Annotated in this window: 17 protein-coding genes; 6 read left to right on the forward strand and 11 right to left on the reverse strand. The window is 72.5% G+C overall.

All coding sequences use genetic code 11. The features are described 5' to 3' along the window. Nucleotides 1–8: 8 nt before the first annotated feature. From CF165_RS32060 to CF165_RS32090, 7 genes are all read right to left on the reverse strand, one after another. Nucleotides 9–830, reverse strand: coding sequence for an ABC transporter permease (locus tag CF165_RS32060; protein ID WP_093951319.1), 822 nt, complete (start codon nt 828–830; stop codon nt 9–11). Beyond that, nucleotides 831–1,637 carry an ABC transporter permease gene (locus CF165_RS32065; protein WP_093951320.1) on the reverse strand — a complete coding sequence of 269 codons (807 nt, stop codon included), beginning with the start codon at nt 1,635–1,637 and terminating at the stop codon, nt 831–833. It abuts the gene before it with no gap. A gap of 119 nt (nt 1,638–1,756) precedes the next feature. Continuing rightward, the gene (locus CF165_RS32070) at nt 1,757–2,713 is read right to left on the reverse strand and encodes an ABC transporter ATP-binding protein (protein WP_093951321.1); all 957 of its coding nucleotides are present in this window, start codon (nt 2,711–2,713) and stop codon (nt 1,757–1,759) included. A gap of 66 nt (nt 2,714–2,779) precedes the next feature. Then, nucleotides 2,780–6,082, reverse strand: a complete 3,303-nt coding sequence (locus CF165_RS32075; RefSeq protein ID WP_205661024.1) for a phosphodiester glycosidase family protein — start codon at nt 6,080–6,082, stop codon at nt 2,780–2,782. Nucleotides 6,083–6,187: 105 nt separating this feature from the next. Further along, on the reverse strand, nt 6,188–6,895 hold the full coding sequence (locus CF165_RS32080; RefSeq protein ID WP_093951322.1) for a maleylpyruvate isomerase family mycothiol-dependent enzyme: 708 nt from the start codon (nt 6,893–6,895) through the stop codon (nt 6,188–6,190). Nucleotides 6,896–6,947: 52 nt separating this feature from the next. Next, on the reverse strand, nt 6,948–7,358 hold the full coding sequence (ndk, locus tag CF165_RS32085; protein WP_093951323.1) for a nucleoside-diphosphate kinase: 411 nt from the start codon (nt 7,356–7,358) through the stop codon (nt 6,948–6,950). Nucleotides 7,359–7,479: 121 nt separating this feature from the next. Then, nucleotides 7,480–9,033, reverse strand: a complete 1,554-nt coding sequence (locus CF165_RS32090) for an alkaline phosphatase D family protein (protein WP_093951324.1) — start codon at nt 9,031–9,033, stop codon at nt 7,480–7,482. A 124-nt stretch (nt 9,034–9,157) separates the two neighbouring features. Between CF165_RS32090 and CF165_RS32095 the strand changes: the two genes are divergently transcribed. From CF165_RS32095 to CF165_RS32105, 3 genes are read left to right on the forward strand one after another with little or no spacing between them, the layout of a single operon-like run. Beyond that, nucleotides 9,158–11,515, forward strand: coding sequence for a penicillin acylase family protein (locus CF165_RS32095; RefSeq protein WP_093951325.1), 2,358 nt, complete (start codon nt 9,158–9,160; stop codon nt 11,513–11,515). Nucleotides 11,516–11,548: 33 nt separating this feature from the next. After that, complete coding sequence (locus tag CF165_RS32100; RefSeq protein WP_093951326.1) at nt 11,549–12,406, forward strand: hypothetical protein; 858 nt, start codon at nt 11,549–11,551, stop codon at nt 12,404–12,406. Beyond that, on the forward strand, nt 12,403–12,714 hold the full coding sequence (locus tag CF165_RS32105; protein WP_093951327.1) for an ArsR/SmtB family transcription factor: 312 nt from the start codon (nt 12,403–12,405) through the stop codon (nt 12,712–12,714). Before CF165_RS32100 ends, CF165_RS32105 begins: the two co-directional genes overlap by 4 nt. A 1-nt stretch (nt 12,715) precedes the next feature. Here the strand turns inward: CF165_RS32105 and CF165_RS32110 are convergent, their stop codons facing one another. Then, nucleotides 12,716–13,072 carry a DUF4233 domain-containing protein gene (locus CF165_RS32110; protein ID WP_093951467.1) on the reverse strand — a complete coding sequence of 119 codons (357 nt, stop codon included), beginning with the start codon at nt 13,070–13,072 and terminating at the stop codon, nt 12,716–12,718. 32 nt (nt 13,073–13,104) lie between these two features. Next, on the reverse strand, nt 13,105–14,760 hold the full coding sequence (gene folC, locus CF165_RS32115; protein WP_093951328.1) for a bifunctional tetrahydrofolate synthase/dihydrofolate synthase: 1,656 nt from the start codon (nt 14,758–14,760) through the stop codon (nt 13,105–13,107). 71 nt (nt 14,761–14,831) lie between these two features. Between folC and CF165_RS32120 the strand changes: the two genes are divergently transcribed. After that, nucleotides 14,832–15,467 (forward strand): class I SAM-dependent methyltransferase, encoded by a 636-nt coding sequence (locus CF165_RS32120; RefSeq protein WP_093951329.1) that lies wholly within the window; start codon nt 14,832–14,834, stop codon nt 15,465–15,467. 70 nt (nt 15,468–15,537) lie between these two features. Further along, on the forward strand, nt 15,538–16,407 hold the full coding sequence (locus CF165_RS32125) for an SGNH/GDSL hydrolase family protein (RefSeq protein ID WP_093951330.1): 870 nt from the start codon (nt 15,538–15,540) through the stop codon (nt 16,405–16,407). On the opposite strand, the gene CF165_RS32130 is transcribed toward CF165_RS32125, so the two are convergent. Together CF165_RS32130 and CF165_RS32135 are read right to left on the reverse strand one after the other, a co-directional pair. Next, on the reverse strand, nt 16,391–17,167 hold the full coding sequence (locus tag CF165_RS32130) for an alpha/beta fold hydrolase (protein WP_093951331.1): 777 nt from the start codon (nt 17,165–17,167) through the stop codon (nt 16,391–16,393). The genes CF165_RS32125 and CF165_RS32130 overlap by 17 nt on opposite strands. A 10-nt stretch (nt 17,168–17,177) precedes the next feature. Further along, on the reverse strand, nt 17,178–17,939 hold the full coding sequence (locus CF165_RS32135; protein ID WP_093951332.1) for an alpha/beta fold hydrolase: 762 nt from the start codon (nt 17,937–17,939) through the stop codon (nt 17,178–17,180). 83 nt (nt 17,940–18,022) lie between these two features. Between CF165_RS32135 and CF165_RS32140 the strand changes: the two genes are divergently transcribed. Beyond that, nucleotides 18,023–18,913, forward strand: coding sequence for a LysR family transcriptional regulator (locus CF165_RS32140; RefSeq protein WP_240521892.1), 891 nt, complete (start codon nt 18,023–18,025; stop codon nt 18,911–18,913). Nucleotides 18,914–18,937 lie beyond the last annotated feature (24 nt).

Consider the following 18,937-nt stretch of genomic DNA (forward strand, 5'->3'; position numbering starts at 1 on the left):
CTCCGGCGTCACGTCAGGAGCAGCTTCGCGATCCGGCGCGTCGAGGCCCACAGGCCCACCACGCCCAGGACGAGCAGGTAGGCCAGGTTGACCAGCATGCCGCCGGACAGCAGGCCCGTCGCCAGGCCGCGCATCAGCTCGATCCCGTGGTAGAGCGGAAGGCAGCGGACCACCCACTGCAGCGGCTCCGGGTACACCGACAGCGGGAAGAACGTCGTCGCGAACAGGAACATCGGGGTCAGGCCCAGCTGGATGTAGTCGAACTGGGAGGTCGACTTCAGGAACGTCACCAGCGCCATGCCGATCGCCGCGAAGGCCAGCCCGATCAGCAGCGCCGCCGGGACCATCAGCAGTGCCCACCACGAGGTCACCAGCCCCATCGCCGCGGCGATGGCCAGGAAGGCCACCGCGTAGATGCCGCCGCGGGTCATCGCCCAGCCGAGCTCGCCGAGCGCCACGTCCAGCGGGCCGATCGGTGTCGCCAGCATCGCGTCGTACAGCTTCGCGTAGCGCAGCTTGAAGAACAGGTTGTACGTCGATTCGAACACGGCGCCGTTCATCGCCGACGTCGCCAGCAGCGCCGGCGCCACGAACGCGACGTAGCTCATCGGGTGCCCGCCGGGCCCGGCCACCTCGGTGACCAGCCTGCCGAACCCGAGCTGGAACGCCAGCAGGTAGAGGAACGGCTCGGCCGCGCCGGACAGGAAGATCAGCCAGCTGCCGCGGTAGACCATGACCGAGCGCTCGACGAGCATGCGCGCCCGGCCCGCGTACAGCCCCGGCGGGAGGATCCGCAGCAGCAGCCCGGCACGGGCCTCGACGGCCGTCATTCAGACCACCAGCCTCCGGTAGAAGGCCCGGTGCGCCGCCGCCCACCCGGCCGCGAACAACGCCACGAGCACCGCGAAGTGGCCGAGCACCGCCCAGCCGCCGACCCCGCCGACGCTGACGCCGCGGGCCAGCTGCGTGCCGTGCCACAGCGGGGAGAGCCAGGCCAGCCAGCGGATCGCGCCGGGCAGCTGGGAGATCGGGAAGAACGTGCCCGAGAACAACGTCATCGGCATCACGACGAAGCGGAAGATCAGCCCGAACCGCTGCCCCTCGTCGAAGGTCCGCGCCGCCAGCGCGGCCATCGGCGTGGTGCAGGCGAGCCCGGTCACCGTGCCCGCGAGGATCACCAGCAGGACCCCCGGCCCGGTCCAGGCGCCGAAGAAGAGCGCGACGAACGCGTAGATCACGCCCGCCAGCGTCAGCCGCAGCGCCGACCAGATCAGGTGGCCGCCGAAGACCTGGCCGGGCGACACCGGCGTGGCCGTGACCGCCAGGTAGTCCTTCTGCCACTTGAAGCCGGACAGCACGGGGTAGCTGGACTCGCCGACCGCCTGCTGCGCGGCACCGGCGGCGAGCAGCGCGGGCGCGATGTACTGCAGGTAGGACAGGCCGCCGGTGACGGCGCCCGGCCGCACCTGCGAGCCGAAGCCGAGCCCCATCGCGGCCAGGAAGAGCACCGGCTGCAGCCCGGTGGAGTACAAAGTGGACAGCCAGTGCCTGCGGTACCAGGTCCAGTGCCCCTCGACGCGCAGCCAGGCGCCCTGCCACTTGCCGACCACCCGGCCGGTGGATTCGACGGTCGTCATGCCCGCCTCCTGCAACCCGGCCGGAGCCGCGGGCGGCGGCCGGAGGTCCCGGGATCCGCGCCCCTGACGAGGGTCATGGACGAGCACTTTCCGCGCGCACGGTTCGTCTCCCTCACGAGTCAGTCCACCAACGTCCGGCCCGTGAGCCGGAGGAACACGTCCTCCAGCGAGCTCCGGCGCACCAGGCTCGACAACGGCCGCACGCCGCGGGAATGCGCGCGTTCCAGGGTGTCCTCGCCGTCGTCGCTGTACAGCAGGACCCGGTCCGGCAGCACCTCGACCCGCTCCGCCAGCCCATCCACCTGCCGGGCCGCCGAAACCTGCTCGCCGGACGCGAACCGCAGCTCGACGACCTCGCGCGTGGAGTACCGCCTGATCAGCTCGGCCGGCGAGCCCTCCGCGGCGATCCGGCCGTTGTCCATCACGACCAGCCGATCGCACAGCTGCTCGGCTTCGTCCATGTAGTGCGTCGTGACGATCAGCGTCGTGCCCTGGGCCTTGAGCCGGAACAGCCGGTCCCACAGCAGGTGCCGGGCCTGCGGGTCGAGCCCGGTCGTCGGCTCGTCGAGCAGCAGCAGCTCCGGGTCGTTGACCAGTGAGCGCGCAATGGTCAGGCGCCGTTTCATGCCGCCCGAGAGCGGGTCGACCTTGTCCTCGGCCCGGTCACCCAGCTGGGCGAACTCCAGCAGCTCCTCGGCCTTGCGCCGGGCCGCCGCCCGCGACAGCCCGAAGTACCGGCCGTAGATCAGCAGGTTCTCCCGGACGGTCAGCTCGACGTCCAGGTTGTCCTGCTGCGGCACCACGCCGAGCCGGGCGCGGATCCGCGGCCCGGCGACGTCCGGGTCGAGGCCGAGCACGCGGAGGTCGCCGTCGCTCCTCGGCGACACGCACGCGATCATCCGCATGGTCGACGACTTCCCGGCGCCGTTCGGGCCCAGGAAGCCGAACGACTCCCCGCGCCGCACCTCGACGTCGATCCCGCGCACGGCCTCGAACTCGCCGAAGCGCTTGACCAGTGCCTTGGCCTGCACCAGTGCCGGTTCCCGCTCCTCCGATTCGTCCACGCTTCGCACCATAGGACGCACCACCGACAAAAACCGAACGGATTAGCCGCCACGGCACACCGGGAGATGGTGTCCCCGTCAGCCGCGCACGGTCACGACCAGCGTCCGGGTCACCCCGTTGACCGTCACGGACAGCCGCGCGACGCCCGGCCGCAACGCCGTCAGGACGCCCGTCGGAGGGTCGAACGCGACGACGCCGCGGCCGACCTGCCAGTCCGCGCTCACGGGATAGGACACCGGCACGTCCCGCGCCCCCTGCCGCACGGAAGCGCGCACCTCCGCGCGGTCGCCGGGCGCCATCGACGACGGCCCGGTGAGCGTCAGCGAGTCGACGTTGGGCCGCGTCTCGAACCGCACCGGCAGGGCGCGGTCGGCGGGGTCGACGCGCAGCAGCGTCCAGCCGACGAAGCCGCCGTCGCCCGGGGCGGCCGCGGGTGTCTTGCCCGAGTTGCCGTTGACCAGGTACGGCACCCCGTCGACGCGGGACAGCGAGAACACGCCCGCGTGCGAGGCGACGGCGGCGGCCGGTTTGCCGGACGACTGCTCGAACCCGGTCAGCCACTGCGTCAGCAGGGCCGCCTCCTTCCGGTCGCCGAGCTGGGAGTTCCCGGTCGGGCTGGGGTCCTTCACCGGGTGGTGCATCGCGACGACGACTCCGCGTACGGATCGGTCGGCCGCCGCCGAGTCGAGTGCCGAGCGCAGCATCCGGACCTGGTCGAACCCGCCGGCCCGCAGCGAGCCGCGCGAGGAGTCCAGCAGCACCAGCCGGATGCCGTGGACGTCGACGACCCGATGCGTGACGCCGAAGACGGCCTGGAAGTTCGAGAGCCCGTTGCCGGCCTCCGCCTCGTGGTTGCCCGGCACGTAGTACCAGGGCACCTTGCCGTCGAGCTCTTCCGTGATCACCTGCCGGGCCAGCGCGAAGTCCGGTGCCGTGCCGCGGTCGACGAAGTCGCCGTTGATCAGCACCAGGCCGGGTTTCGCCGCGACGGCTTCCCGCAGCGCGCGCCGGGCCTGGGCGACCAGCGGCCCGGCCGGGTCGTCCGCGGTGAACTGCGCGTCACTCACCACCGCGATGCGCAGACCGCCCGCCAGGGAGCCGTCCGTGACCAGCGCCGGGTCGTGCGGGGCCGGGTCGGCGGGCACGGCCGTCGCCGGCGCCACCTCGAACGTCAGGTCGTCGAACACGAGCCGGCCCTCGTACTGCTGGTCCGGCACGTTTTCGACGGCGTAGAAGCGGGCCAGGCGCTGTCCGGCGGGCAGTCCGGCGGGCACCGTGGCGGTGACGTACCGCCAGCCCGTCCAGTCGACGCTCAGCGAAAGGTCCACAATGGACGCGACGTTCGCCGCGTCGCGCAGCTCGGCCCGCAGCCAGGCGCCCTTGCCGTCGCCGTTCACCCACAGCCCGATCTTCTGCGTGCCGTCCGGGAGCGGCAGTGGCGAAGACGGCGTGACGTACGCGGCGCGTGTGGCAGTCGTGCCGGTGAGCCGGTAGTCGAGCGCGAGCCCCTGGCCGTTCCGCCCTGGTGCCGCCGACAGCGCCGCGCCGACGACCGCCGGGTACACCGTCGCCGTCCAGCCCGCTGGACCGTCCAAGGGGGACGCCACCCGCGCCATCGTGCCCGCCGAAACCCCCAGGTGAGTGGTGAGACCCGCCGCCGCCGCGGTGATCGCGCTCGCGCCGGAGGAGGTCAGCGCGGTCACCGTGAACCCGTCGCCCGACGGTTCGATCCGCACGACCGAGTGGTCGTAGTCCAGCTTGACGTCGTCGGGTTCCAGCCAGGTGCCGTAGCCGTCGGCGTCGTAGCCGTAGACCTCGAACGTGCTCTTCGCGCCCGCGGCCGACAGCGCGACCTGCTCGGTGCTCGTGCCGAGCCGGACCGGCTCGCCCAGCACCGAAAGCGCCGCCTTCCCCGACACCCGGCCCGAGCGCGCGACGACGTCGACGACGCCGCCGCCCGGGCCGTGGCCGGTGACGACTCCCCGCGTCACGGTCGCCCGCCGCGGGTCGGAGGTGCTCCAGCGCGGGTCGGCGGCGACCGCGGCGCCCGTCTCGTCGTGGCCGTCGGCGACCAGGTGCCGGGTGAGGCCGGACAGCACGCGGTCCGCGCCGTCCGCCGCCACCGCGGGAGCCGGCGCGAAGCCGGTGATCTTGCCGCTGCCGGGCACGGTCGCGAACCCGATTCCGTTGGGCACCAGGCGTTCCCCGCCGTCGGACGGCGAGTTCCGGACACTCGGCGCGGCTTCGCCTTCGTTGCGCGCCAGGAGCGTCGACGACCCGCCGCCGTCGAGATTGATCGCGTCGTCGGCGCCGAGGCTCTTCATGTGCCGCGCCAGTTCCAGCTCGGTCATGCCCCGGCTGTCGGACTGGCGACCGTCCACAGTGGCCAGCCACATCCGGCGGCCGTCGACGGAGAAGCCGACCGCGGTCCGCGGGTGCAGGGCGACGTCGTCGACCGGCTGGACGACGCCGTCGCGCAGCAGGACTTCGTTGCCGCCCACCGCGACCGCGATCTTCCCGGCGTCCGTACGCGGCGCGTAGGTGACGCCGACCGCGTCGCCCGGCTTGAGCGCGGCCAGTGCGTCCGCCCCGGCTTCGCGCGCCAGCAGCATCGTCGTCCCCGCCGCGATCGGGCCGTCCGCGGGCGCGGTGCGGACCTGCGTGACGACACCGCCGCGCAGTTCCACCTCGAGCACGCGGGACGCGCCGGCCACCGAAGACCGCCGGGCCGAGGCACCCCACGACGGCGTGTAGACGCCGATCGCGTCCGTGTCGAGGACGGGACTGTTGAAGTTGGTCGCCTTCACGGTGCCGCCGGGCAGCGTCACGCTCGCTTCGAGGAAGACCGAAGCCAGCCGCGCCTTGCCCGCGTCGGTGATCGACGCGGTGAGGTTGTGCCCGGCCGCGGGGGCGGTCTGCAGCTGCCCGCGGTCGATGCCGACGCCGATCGGCGCGCCGGTGGCGCTGATGTCGAAGAAGTCGCCGTTCACCCCGGCCACCGCGCCCGCACGGGCGGCCTGCTGCGACAACGGCGTGCGCGCGGAGACCGTCCCCGGGCTCAGGTAGGTCGGCTTGAGCACCTTGCTGCCCAGGTCGACGGCGAGGGTGTCGCCGCGGATCCAGCCGGCCGGGTCGAACCGGTCGAACTGGGTGAGGTTCAGCCCGGGCGCGACCTCGGTGGTCGCGCTGCCGGTGACGAGCCCGTCGTCGGGACCGGCGGCGGCGAAGCCGGCCGGGCCTTCATGGGCCGACGACGCGGCGGGCGCGGCCTCGACCGGCGGCGTGCCGAGCGGCGCTTTGAGCGGGTCGGCGTGGGCCGGGGCGACGAACACCGACGCGAACAGGGCGACGAACGGCAACGCGATGCGTGACTTCTTCACCAGGTACCCCAGTATCGAGTGAGAGCGAGCCGGACCAGCACAGCGCAGTGGCACGGCCGGGGGAAGACTTCCCGGTGAACGCCGCCTGAATGGTCTAGAACACCATCAGGGGGTGAGGGATGCGGCGAGCAGCGTTTCCGCGGCTTCCCCGGTCGCGCGCGGGGCCGGGACGGTGCGCTTCCACAGGCACAGCTGGAGATCACGCGCGGGGGCTTCGACGGTCGCGGCACCGGAAGCGGCCGGGCCCAGCGCGGGCGGCTCGCCGGGGTGCACGGTCCAGACGTCGCCGGTGTCGGTGGCGCGCAGCGAAACCGGCCCGGGCAGCCGCGGAACGGCGTGCCAGCGCGTCACACGCGGCAGGAGCGTGCCGAGGACCTCGTCGACGCCGTCCGCGGCCACGGCCGGGTCGAGCACGTGGTCGCTCCCCGAGTCGGCGAGGTGGACGGCGGTTTCGTGGACCTGGCGGCGGAACCAGAACGCCTTCGTCTTCGCGGTGCCGCCGAAGTGCCAGCACGGGTCTTCGGGCGTGGCTGCGTCGAGCGCTTCGAGCAGCAGCTGGGCGCTCTCGGCGTACCAGTCGGCGCCGCCGGGGCCGTCTTCGAAGTTCTGCGGCTGCACGTCCCCGGTGGTGACGATCGTCGCGGCCCAGCGGTGCACGTTCCCGAGGTGGGTGCCGAGGTCGGCCAGCGTCCAGCCCGCGCAGTCCGGCACCGGAGCGGCCGGGTCGCCGGTGCGCAGGGCGTCGGCGAACGCGCCCGTCAGCTCCCGCAGCACGGGCAGGTAGTCACGCGCCGGGAACGGCATCGTCGTCATGAGGGCTCCGGAGAGTGGAACCGGGGCCACGCGAACGTGGCCCCGGTGCCGGTCACAGGTCGGGGAACCAGAGCTTCAGCTCGCGCTCGGCCGACTCCGGCGAGTCCGAGCCGTGCACCAGGTTGTACTGGGTCTCCAGCGCGAAGTCACCGCGGATGGTGCCCGGGGTGGCCTTCTCGACCGGGTCGGTGCCGCCGGCGAGCTGGCGGAACGCGGCGATGGCGCGCGGCCCCTCGACGGCGATGGCGACGAGCGGGCCCGAGGTGATGAACTCCAGCAGGTCACCGAAGAACGAACGCTCCTTGTGCTCGGCGTAGTGCTCCTCGGCCAGTGCCTGCGGAACGGTCCGCAACTCGAGGGCGGCGAGCTTCAGGCCCTTGCGCTCGATCCTCGAGAGGACCTCGCCGACGAGGCCGCGCGCGACGCCATCGGGCTTGACCAGGACCAGCGTGCGTTCAGTCACGACGGTGTTTCTCCTTACTACTGTTTTCGGGGTCCGGGCGGCGGAGCCCCCGGCTCGGGACGAAGCCCCGGATGTCATTGTGCGGGTGGGTGTCGGTGCGCGTGAGCGTAGCCGACCCTGCTCAGCGGCCCTGCGGGTGCAGCTTCTTCGACCACAGCGACGCGCCGGTGGCGTCGCGCAGGTCCACCGTCAGGTCCCCGCTCGCGCCGTCGATGTTCAGCTCGCCGAAGTGCTGGAAGCCGTCGATCGGGGCGGTGTTCGCCGACGGCGGGGCGTGCACGAACACCGCTTCGGGGCCGAACGTCGGGTCGAGCTGGTTGGGCCCGAACGCGCCCGCGTTCAGCGGCCCGGACACGAACTCCCAGAACGGGTCGAAGTCCTGGAACGCCGCCCGGTCGGGTGAGTAGTGGTGCGCGGCCGTGTAGTGGACGTCCGCGGTCAGCCAGACGACGTTGCGCACGCGGCGGCGCTGGATCTCCCGCAGCACCCAGGCCAGCTCGGTCTCCCGCCCACCCGGCGCGCCCGGCAGGTTGTTCGCCACCGCTTCGATCGCGGTGCCGTCCGGGACGACCAGGCCCAGCGGCATGTCGGCCTGGACGATCTTCCACGTCGCGGTGCTGCGGCCGAGCGCGTCGGCCAGCCAGCGGGCCTGCGCGTCGCCGAGGATGTAGCCCGGCTTGGTCTGGTCCGCGGTGTTGGCGTTGCGGTAGGTCCGCATGTCCAGCACGAAGATTTCGGCCCGCGAGCCGTAGCGGAAGCTGCGGTAGACGCGCCCGTCGACGGCCTGGCGGGCGTCGATCGGGTGCCACTCGTGGAACGCCTGGTACGCCCGCGGCGCGAGGACGTCGACGCGCTTTTCGGTGTAGGCCGGGTTGTCGAGGATCTTGCCCGGGTACCAGTTGTTCAGGACTTCATGATCATCCCACTGGGCATAGACCGGAACCTGCGCGGCGAAGCGCTTGAAGTTGTCGTCGAGCCGGTTGTAGGCGTGCTGGCCGCGGAACTCGTCGAGCGTCTCGGCGACCTTCGACTTCTCCGGCGTGACGACGTTGTGCCAGGTCCGGCCGCCGGGGAGGGTGACGGTTTCGGTCAGCGGGCCGTCGGAGTACACGGTGTCGCCGCTGTGCAGGAACAGGTCCGGGCAGCGGTTGGCCATCGCGGAGAAGATCGTCATCCCGCCCAGTGCCGGGTTGATTCCCCAGTTCTGCCCGGCGACGTCGCCGGACCACACGATCCGGGTGTCGCGGCGGCCCACCGGCGCGGTGGCGAACCGGCCGGTCAGCGGTTCGCTCGTGGTGCGCCCGTCGAGTGCTTCGGCGGTGACGCGGTAGTGGTACTCGGTGCCGGGCTGCAGGGCGGCGACGCGCACGCTGCCGGTACCGCCGCTGTCCGGGCCCGCCACCGGGCCGGGCACCCGGCGGGCGTGCCGGAACGACGGGTCCCGCGCGATCTCGACGACCAGCCGCGACGGCCGGTCCGCCCGGGACCAGACGATCGCCGAGCCGGGGGTGACGTCCCCGGACTGGACGCCGTGGGTGAGGGCGGGCCGTCCGGTGCGGACGAGCGGGACCGCGGCGAAGGCCGTGGACGGCAGGACGAGGCCCGCGGCGACGGCGGAAGCGCCGGTGAGGCCGGCCTTGAGTAGCGAACGGCGGGAAGGGGTCGGTTCGGTCATGCGCGGTTTCTATCCCGCCGCGGCCAACGCGGGTTTGCGCGCGGATGAACGAATACTGGGGTTTTCCCCCATACCCGCAGGCGATCGCCGTCGGTAGCGTGGTGATCACGACAAGGGGGTACGAATGACACTCTTCAGGAAAGGCTTGGCCGTTTTCGCGGCGGCGCTGTCGGTGACCGCGCTCGGCACCGGGGTGGCTTCGGCGGGCGAAGACGGCGCGAAAGCCGTTGTCCGCTATACCGAACACGGCATCCCGCACATCGTCGCCAAGGACTTCGGCGGCCTCGGCTACGGGTACGGGTTCGCCGCGGCGACGGACAACGTCTGCGAGCTCGCGAAGATCTACGTCACGGTGAGCGCGCAGCGGTCGCGGTACTTCGGCCCCGACGGCGAGGGCTACGAGTCGCTGTCCGAGGCGGACAGCAACCTGCACAGCGACCTCTTCTTCCAGCAGCTCAACGATTCGGGGATCGTCGACCGGCTGGTCGCGCAACCCGCGCCGCAGGGCCCGCGGCGCGAAGTCCGCGAGATCGTGGCCGGCTACGTCAAGGGCTTCAACGCCTACCTGGCGCGCACCGGCCGGTCCGGGATCTCCGATCCGGCCTGCCGCGGCGCGGACTGGGTCCGGCCGATCACCGAACGGGACTTCTACCGGCACTTCTACGCGATCGCGGTCACCGGTGGCCTGGGTTTCGTCACCGAAGGGCTGTTCGCGACGCCGCCGTCCGGTGCGCCTTCGCCGGCTCCGGGCACGGCCGCACAGCTGTCCGCGAGCCTGCGGGACGGGCTCGGCAAGGGCGGCCTCGGCAGCAACGGCATCGCCATCGGCAGTGACGGGACCGCGGCGGGCCAGGGCAGTGTGCTGCTCGGCAATCCGCACTACCCGTGGCACGACGGACGGCGGTTCTGGCAGAGCCAGCTGACCATCCCGGGCCGGGTCGACGTGGCCGGGGCGAGCCTGCTCGGCATGCCGTTCGTGATGATCGGGCACACCGCGGACGCGGCCTGGACGCACACGGTGTCCACACCGGTCACGTTCGGCCTGTTCGAGGTGCCGCTCACGCCCGGCGACCCGACGACGTACCTCGTCGACGGCAAGGCCGAGAAGATGACCTCCCGTGACGTCACGGTCCAGGTGCGCCAGGCCGACGGCTCGCTGAAGCCGGTCCGGCAGACGTTCTGGTCGACGCGGTACGGCCCGGTGCTGAACGACGTCGACGGGTTCCCGGTGCCGTGGACGGCGAAGTCGGCGTACGCGCTGCGCGACGCCAACGCGACCAACCTGCGCGGGCTGAACACGTGGTTCGAACTCGACCAGGCCCGCAGCACGGCCGACATCGCCGGCGCGCTCAGCCGTACGCAGGGCGTGCCGTGGGTCAACACCATCGCGACCGACCGGGCGGGCAACGCGCTCTACGCCGACATCCAGGTCGTCCCGCACGTCACCGACGAGCTGGCGGAGAAGTGCAGCACTCCCTTGGGGCGCCAGACCTTCCCCGGCGATCAGCTGGCCATTTTGGACGGTGGGAAGTCGTCCTGCCAGTGGGGTTCCGACCCCGGCGCGGTGGAACCGGGCATCTTCGCGCCGTCCCGGCTGCCGCAGCAGCAACGCCGTGACTACGAGCTGAACACGAACGACAGCGCCTGGCTGGCGAACGCGAAGGCGCCGATCACAGGGTACCCGCACATCGTCGGAGACCAGGCCACCGAGCGCAACCCGCGGACCCGGGAAGCACTGCTCACGGCCGAAAAGGGCGGGTTCACCACGGACTCGATGAAGCAGATGCTCTTCGCCGACCACAGCCTGTTCGCCGACCTGGCGGCGGCGGATCTGGCGAAGCTGTGCGCGTCGTTCCCGGACGGGCAGGCACCGTCGTCGTCCGGCCCGGTGCCGGTCGGCCCGGCGTGCACCGCGCTGGCGAATTGGGACCACACGTATTCGCTCGACAGCCGTGGTTCGCTGCTGTTCCAACGGTTTGCCGTGCGGCTCGGCGGGGTTGCCCGGTTCACCGTGCCGTTCGACCCGAAGGCGCCGCTGACCACGCCGAACACGCTCAACGTCGGCGACGCGGGTGTCCGGCAGGCATTCGGGGACGCGCTCGCCGAGCTTCGCGCGGCGGGACTCGCCCCGGACGCACGCTTGCGCGACGGCCAGTCCGTCACGCGGAACGGCGAGCGCATCCCCATCCACGGCGCGCAGGGCCTCCTCGGCGTGCTCAACGTGATGACGCCGCAGTGGGACCCGGCGCACGGGAACACCGAAGTCGCGCACGGCTCCAGCTACATCCAGGTCGTCGGGTTCAGCGGGCGCGCGTGCCCGGACTCCTCGACGCTGCTGACGTACTCGCAGTCGGCCAACCCGGAGTCGCCGTACTTCAGCGACCAGACGAAGCTCTACAGCCGCGGTGAATGGGTGAAGGAACGCTTCTGCGAATCCGACATCCTGCGCTCGCCCGCGCTGCGGACCGTCGTGCTGCACTAGCACTATATCCGGATATGCGGATATAGTGCGGGCATGCGCGTTCTCGTGGTGGGGCACGGCCCGGTGGCCGGGGTGCTGGCGACGTCCATGGCCACCGGGCACCGGGTCGGGTTCGCGGTGCGCGAGCGGACGGCGGAGTCCCGGCTCGTCGGGACCCGCCGGCTGCGCACTGCCCGGCGGGTCGAGCGGCGGAGCGTCGAACTGGTGACGGCCGGCGAGCGGGCAACGGGCTGGGACATGGTGATCAGCACGGCCTCGCCCGCCTCGCCGGGCGTCGCCGAGCTGCTCGGGCAGTCGCCGATCGTCGCGGCGGTCACGCAGGTGCCGTCGGAAGTGGAACTGCTTCGCGAACTGGCGGGCGACCGGCCGTGGGGCTTGGTGGTTCCGGAGTTCTTCGCCGGCGGTGCCGATCCGACGTGGTGGTGGCCGCCCGCGCGGGTCCGGTTCACGGTCGCCGGTCCCGCGTCGGCGTCACTGCGGTCCTTGTTCACCCACCCGCGGTGGTCGCGGACCGCGCCGCTCTGGGCTCCCCTGGTGTCCGCGGCGGCCACGATGCCCGTCGTGGCCGGGCTGCATGCCGAGGACTTCGACCTCACGGCTGCCCGCCGGTCCTCGCGGCGGCTCGCGGCGGCCGCGACTCAGGCGCGCAACGCGGTCGCGGCCGAATTCGGGGCCCCGGCGCCGCGTCCGGTGAGCCCGCACGCGGTGCGCGTGGCACTGGCGGTGCTCCCCCGGCTGGCGCCGTTCGACGTGCCGCACTACCTCCGCGGCCACTTCGGCGGGCACGGTACGCAGACACTCCGGATGCTGCGGGACTGGGTCGAACTCGGACGTCGGCACGGCCTGCCGGCCGACCGGATCGAAGACCTGCTGGAGCGGGTGAGCGCGTGATCCAGGACGCCCTGACCACGGCCCTGCCCGTGCTGCGGGCCCTCGGCGAAGCGACCCGGGTGCAGATCGTCGGGGTGTTCCTCGACCGCGGCGGGGCCGCCACGGTCGGCGAGGTGCAGTCCGCGCTCGGACTGCCGCAGTCCACCGTGTCGCGGCACCTGCGGATCCTGCTCGACGCCCGCCTGCTCGCGGTGAGCCGGGCGGGCCCGCACCGGATCTACCGCCTCGACGTCCCGGCCGCCGCCCTCGACGCCCTCGAGGCGCTCACCACCGAAGTGCGGGCCTGCCAAGCGGCGCCGCACCCGTGAGTCAGGGCTGGGGCTGCTGGCTCGCCAGCGTGCCGGCCGCCATGCGGCGGGCCACGTCGCGGCGCAGCCACAGCAGCCACAGCCAGACGGCCAGGAAGATCACGCCGAGCACGGCGATCGCGGGCAGCCAGAACACCAGCGCGATGAGCACCGCCTGGAGCGCGAGGATGAGCGGCACCGCCCACGTCCGCTTGACGAACCCGCAGGTCAGGAGCAGCACGACGGCCACGGCGATGACCGTCCAGCCGGTGCCCGTGGAGATCCCGCCGCCGAGCTTGTTGACCACCGGGAGCGCCAGGGCGACCGTGATCGCCTCCATGATCAGCGTCCCCGACATCACGCCGCGGAAGCCCTTCATCGGATCCTTCGGCTTCGGTGCGTCCTGCGCGGTCACGCCGGCTCCTTCCCGAACAGCGTGCGCGCCTCGCCCGCGGTGACCACCGAGCCGGTGACCAGCACGCCGCCGCCCGCCAAGGGCTCTTCGGGGTCGTCGCTGGTCTCCACCAGCGCGATCGCCGTCTCGATCGCCGTCTCCAGGTCCGTCTCCGCGACCACGCGGTCCTCGCCGAACACCGAGATCGCCAGCTGGTTCAGCTCTTCCAGCGGCATCGAGCGGGGCGACGAGTTCCGCGTCACGACGATGTCGGAGACCACCGGCTCCAGCGCGTCGAGGATGCCGTGGGCGTCCTTCTCGGCCATCACGCCGACCACCGCGACCAGGCGGCGGAAGGCGAACTCCTCGGCCACGGTCGTCGCGAGCGCGCGGGCGCCGTGCGGGTTGTGCGCCGCGTCGAGCAGCACGGTGGGTGCCGAGCGGACGCGCTCCAGCCGTCCCGGCGTCTCGACTTCGGCGAACGCCTCGCGCACGGCCTCGACGACCAGCTGCCTGTCCTTGCCGGCGCCGAAGAACGCCTCGACCGCGGCCAGCGCGAGCGCGGCGTTCGCGGCCTGGTGGGCGCCGTGCAGCGGCAGGAAGATCTCGTCGTACACCCCGCCGAGGCCCTGCAGCTTCAGCAGCTGCCCGCCGACGGCGATCTCCTTCTCGAGCACGCCGAACTCGCTGCCCGCGCGCGCGACCGCAGCGTCGACCTCGACCGCGCGTTCCAGCAGCACCTTCAGCACCTCGGGGTCCTGCTCGCCGATGACCGCGACCGAGCCGGGCTTGATGATGCCCGCCTTTTCGCGCGCCGCGCCGAGGATGTCCGGGCCGAGGTACTCGACGTGGTCGAGGCCGATCGGGGTGATGACGGCGACGTCGGCGTCCGCGACGTTCGTGGCGTCCCAGGCGCCGCCCAGGCCGGCTTCGAGCACGGCGGCCTCCACCGGCGCGTCGGCGAACGCGGCGAACGCCATCCCGGTGAGGATTTCGAACTTGCTCATCGCGACGCCGTCCGCGGCCGCACCGTCCACCATGGACACGTACGGCGCGATGTCCTGCCACAGCTCGGCGTAGCGCGCGGCGGAGATCGGTCGTCCGTCGAGCGCGATCCGCTCGGTGACCAGCTGCAGGTGCGGGCTCGTGTAGCGGCCGACGCGCAGGCCCATCCGGGTCAGCAGCGCGTCGATCATGCGGGCCGTCGAGCCCTTGCCGTTCGTGCCGGCGACGTGCAGCACCGGATAGCCGCGGTTCGGCTCGCCCAGCAGCTGCGTCAGCGCGGAGATGCGGGTGAGCGACGGCTCGATCTTCGTCTCCGGCCAGCGCTGGTTCAGCTCGGCCTCGACGGCCAGCAGCTCGCGGCGGGCCTCGGGGCCGTCCGGGCTGCCGTAGACCTCGGGTTCGCCCTGGTCGTCGAGCTCGTGCAGCTCGGTGTCCTCGGGCACGGTCAGGTCGGGCACCGGTCCGGTGGCGAGGTTGTCGCCCAGCTGGCCGACGCCGCCGATCCCGCCGCGCGCGCCGCCGCCCGCCTCGAACGCGGTGTCGCGGACGTCCAGTTCCGGGTCGTGGTCGTCGGACTCCTCGTAGCCCGACGACCCCAGTTCGTCGACGCCCGCGAAGCTGTCCAGATCCGACAGGTCCGGCCTGCGACCTGTCTCATCCTGCGGCACTGACTCTCCTCCGGACCGGGATTCACCTGACCAGACGAGTCTACGTGCGCCGCCGGTGGCACTCTCGACGCATGCCGTTCAACCACAACGACCACTACCACCCGCTGCTGCTGGATCTGCTGCCGCCGGGCCCGGGGATCGCGCTGGACGTCGGGTGCGGCACCGGCCGGTTCGCCCGGCGGCTGGCCGCGACCGGCATGGCGGTGGAGGCGGTCGACGTCTCGGCCGCGATGGTCGGGGCGGCGGCGGGGCTGGGGTCGCCGGGCCCCGGCGAGATCGTCTACCGGCAGGCCGACATCACCACCGACGCCCTGCCCGAGCGGCACTACGACTACGTCTCGTGCCTGGCCTCCCTGCACCACATGCCGTTCGAGACGGTCACCAAGCTGCGCCGCGCGCTGGTGCCGGGCGGCGTGCTCGTGGTGCTCGGCCTGGCGAGACCCAGCACGCCCGCGGACTGGGCGCGAGCTGTCGCGGCGGTCCCGGTCAACGCGCTCGCGCGGCTGGTGGTCTACGCCGGAGAGCGGCTGAACGGCGGTCCCGAAGAAGGCCCGAAAGCCCCGGTCGTCGACGACTTCCCGACCCTGGCCGAGGTGCGCCGCGACGCGGCCCGCCTGCTGCCCGGGAGCACGGTCCGGCCGCTGCTGTTCTGGCGGACCTTGATCACTTACCGTGAACACGGTGACGATGACCCGACTGACGGGTGAAGTCCGGCCCCGAGCCGTCCGGTGCTCGCTAGATGTGGAAGGAGCGTAACCGGAACAGAACGGGGTCTTCATGCGCATCACCCGGCTGCTCGTCGCCGTCTCCTCGGCAGCCATCCTCCTCACCACCACCGCGGCCACCGCGTCGGCGGCGGGGTTCCACCACTACGTCGCCCTCGGCGACTCGTACACCTCCGGGCCGTTCATCCCGGCCCAGCGGCTCGACCCGCTGGGCTGCGGGCGGTCGACGGCGAACTACCCGTCGGTCGTGGCGGCGGCCCTCCACGTCGGCGCGTTCACCGACGTCAGCTGCGCCGGCGCCGACACGACCGACCTGACGCGCCCCCAGCGGGTGCCCCTCAACGGCACCAACGCCCCGCAGCTGGACGCCCTGCGCCTCGACACCGACCTGGTCACCCTCGGCATCGGCGGCAACGACTTCGGCCTCTTCGACCGGCTGGTCACGACGTGCCCGGGGCTGCGGCCGGGCGACCCCACCGGCAACCCCTGCGAAGCGCACTTCACGACCAACGGCGTCGACACGGTGAAGACGGTCATCGGCACCATCCGGCCGCGGATCGACGCCGCGCTGGCCGCGATCCGCCAGCGCTCGCCGGGCGCGCGGGTGCTCGTCGTCGGCTACCCGCGGATCGCCCCGGAGAGCGGCTACTGCCCGGACGTCCTCCCGTTCGCCGACGGCGACTACGCCTGGCTGAACCAGGTCGAGCGCGACCTGAACCAGGCCCTCGAAGACGCGGCGGCGAACGGCGACGCGGAGTTCGTGGACGCGTTCGGCCCCTCTCGCGGCCATGACGCCTGCGCACGCGGCGGGTCGGCGTGGATCAACGGCAAGGACCAGGACGTGTTCGCCGCGGCCGCCTACCACCCGGTGAAAGCCGGGATGGCCGGCGTGGCGGCGATCGTGCTCAAAGCCCTGCACTGACGAAGTCCAGCACGAGCCGGGCGAACTCGTCCGGCAGCTCGGCCGGGGCGCCGTGCCCCGCGTCGATCTCGGCGGCGCGCGCGTCCGGGATCGCGGCGGCCAGCGCACGCTGCTGGTCCGCCGTGACGATCCGGTCGTGCGCGCTGCCGAGCACCAGCACCGGCGCGGTGATCCGCCCGAGCACCGGCCGCAGGTCGACGGCGCGGTCGGCCTCGATCTGCCGGTCCGCCCCGGGCTGGACCACGTCGGTGAGCGTCTTGACGAGCTGTTCGTTGCTCTCCGCGGTGGCCTGCTCCCAGTAGCGCGGCCCGAAGGCCATCAGCGGCAGCATCCGGGCGAAGGTCCCGGTTTCGAGCAGCTCGAGCCAGTAGCGGAACTCGGCGTCCTGCCGGACGTCGGTGACCGGCCACGCAGCGTGCAGCACCGCCGAGCGCACCCGGTCCGGGCGGGTACCGGCGAAGTGGGCCGCCACCACCCCGCCGAGCGAGTGCCCGGCGACGTGGGCGGTTTCGAATCCGGCGTGGTCCAGGACGGCTTCGGCCTGAGCGGCGAGGCCCTCGACGGTGATCGGGCCGCCGTCGTCGGTGGTCAGGCCGGAGCCGGGGAAGTCCGGGGCCAGGACGGTGAACCCGCCGGCTTGCGTTGTAAGCGGCCCCCACTGTTCGCGGGACGCGGCGGTGCCGTGCAGCAGGAGCAGCGCGGGGCCGTCGCCGGTCCGGTCGTAGTGGACGACGGCGCCTGCGAGGGTGACTTCGGGCATTCTTGCTCCTTCAGGCGATCTCGCGGAGGGCGGCGGTGAACGCACGCGGGTTTTCCTGGTGCGGGACGTGCCCGCAGCCGGCGAGCACGTGCACGCGGGCGCCGGGCGTTTCCGCGGCGCAGGCGCGCGGCACTTCGAGCGGGATCTGCGCGTCCAGCTCGCCGTGCAGGTACGTGATGGGGACCGCGAGCTCCTTGAGCCGGGGCCGCGGGTCGTAGGCGGTGCACTCGGTGAACAGCTCGTCGATGTAGACACCGGAGTCGAGCAGCTGGCGGATCGTCCAGTCGACGAGCTCGCGCGCGGCGCCCGCGGCGAACCAGCCCGGCACCCAGCCCGCCACCGTGCCGGCACGGTCGTCGACGAGCTGCCGGCGCAGGTCGCGGACCTGCTCGAGCATGCCGGTGCTCGGCCAGTACCCGGGGCTGTCGACCGCGACGACCCGCTCGACCAGCTCCGGCCGCGCGAGAGCCAGCTCGGTGGCGAAGATGCCCCCGATGCTCGACCCGACGACGGTGGGTTTCACGCCGAGCTCTTCGATGACGGCCGCGAGGTCGGCGGTGACGCCGCCGATGGTGTTCCCCTCGACGGGGTGGTCCGAGCGGCCGCACCCGCGCCAGTCGAGGGTGATGACGCGGTGGTCGCGCACGAGATCGGGCAGGCAGGAGTACCAGACGCGGCCGCTGGTCCCCCAGCCGTGCAGGAGCAGCAGCGCCGGGCCGGTGCCGGCGTCTTCGTAGTGGAGGCGGGTTCCGTTGACTTCCAGGTGGGCCATGCCGTTCAGGGAACCTTCCGCGCCGGGCGTTTTCGATGAGCAGTCCGCTCCTACACTGATCACGGAACCTGATGAATGGGGGCGTGGTGGAGCTGCGTCAGCTGAGATATTTCGCGACGGTGGCGGAGGAGCTGCACTTCGGCCGCGCGGCGGAGCGGCTGCACATCGTCCAGCCAGCGGTGAGCCAGCAGGTCCGGCGGCTGGAGCGGGAACTGGGTGTCGAGCTGCTCGAGCGCACGACGCGCAGCGTGTCCTTGACGGAGGCCGGCCAGCGGTTCCTGCCGCACGCACGGGCCGTGCTGGCGGCAGCGGACCGGGCGGTGGACTCGGTCCGGGAGTTCCGGCCGTCCGGAGCTTTGGTCCGGCTGGGGACGAGCGAGGGTCTGGGTGACCGGCTGGAGGCGTTGCTTCGCGCTTTCGCGCAGCTTGCGCCTTCGGCTTCCCTCGAGCTGGTCCACGCGCCGACCACCCAACGGCTGCAACGAGTCCGCGACGGCTCGCTGGACGCGACCATCGTGCGCGGCTCGTGGCCCGCTTCCGGCCTCGACTTCACTCCTTTGTGGACGGACGAGGTCTGGGTGGCCCTGCCGGATTCCCATCCACTGGCCGCTTCGGACGTGGTTTCGTTCGCGTCGCTGGCGCCGCTGCCGCTGCGGCTCAGCTCACCGGAACGGAACCGGCCGCTGGCCGACCTCGTGCTCTCGTGCTGCCGGGAAGCGGGCTTCGAGCCGGTGCTGGGCAAGGAGTTCACGACGGCGCAGGACACACTGGGCACACTGGGCTTCGGCCGTCCACACTGGACGGTGTTCTACCGGGCCCACGCCAAGCTGCTGCCGGTGCCGGGGGTGGTGTTCCGGCCGTTGCGGGACCCGTCACCACGCATGCCGGCCTACCTGGCGACCCCCGCGGACCGGCGGCTGACGCCGGAACTGGTGGCGCTGATCGAAGCCGCGCGGGCCGTGGAGGCCGGCTGAGCAGCCTTCGCGGCGCGTTGCCCG

The organism is Amycolatopsis vastitatis (genome assembly GCF_002234595.1).
Taxonomy (GTDB): Bacteria; Actinomycetota; Actinomycetes; order Mycobacteriales; family Pseudonocardiaceae; genus Amycolatopsis; species Amycolatopsis vastitatis.

Bases quoted from the DNA above. Each gene is read 5' to 3' on its own strand.
- CF165_RS32060 (WP_093951319.1), bottom strand. From the start codon at position 830: ATGACGGCCGTCGAGGCCCGTGCCGGGCTGCTGCTGCGGATCCTCCCG.
- CF165_RS32065 (WP_093951320.1), bottom strand. From the start codon at position 1,637: ATGACGACCGTCGAATCCACCGGCCGGGTGGTCGGCAAGTGGCAGGGC.
- CF165_RS32070 (WP_093951321.1), bottom strand. From the start codon at position 2,713: ATGGTGCGAAGCGTGGACGAATCGGAGGAGCGGGAACCGGCACTGGTG.
- CF165_RS32080 (WP_093951322.1), bottom strand. From the start codon at position 6,895: ATGACGACGATGCCGTTCCCGGCGCGTGACTACCTGCCCGTGCTGCGG.
- CF165_RS32090 (WP_093951324.1), bottom strand. From the start codon at position 9,033: ATGACCGAACCGACCCCTTCCCGCCGTTCGCTACTCAAGGCCGGCCTC.
- CF165_RS32095 (WP_093951325.1), top strand. From the start codon at position 9,158: ATGACACTCTTCAGGAAAGGCTTGGCCGTTTTCGCGGCGGCGCTGTCG.
- CF165_RS32100 (WP_093951326.1), top strand. From the start codon at position 11,549: ATGCGCGTTCTCGTGGTGGGGCACGGCCCGGTGGCCGGGGTGCTGGCG.
- CF165_RS32110 (WP_093951467.1), bottom strand. From the start codon at position 13,072: ATGAAGGGCTTCCGCGGCGTGATGTCGGGGACGCTGATCATGGAGGCG.
- CF165_RS32120 (WP_093951329.1), top strand. From the start codon at position 14,832: ATGCCGTTCAACCACAACGACCACTACCACCCGCTGCTGCTGGATCTG.
- CF165_RS32125 (WP_093951330.1), top strand. From the start codon at position 15,538: ATGCGCATCACCCGGCTGCTCGTCGCCGTCTCCTCGGCAGCCATCCTC.
- CF165_RS32130 (WP_093951331.1), bottom strand. From the start codon at position 17,167: ATGCCCGAAGTCACCCTCGCAGGCGCCGTCGTCCACTACGACCGGACC.
- CF165_RS32135 (WP_093951332.1), bottom strand. From the start codon at position 17,939: ATGGCCCACCTGGAAGTCAACGGAACCCGCCTCCACTACGAAGACGCC.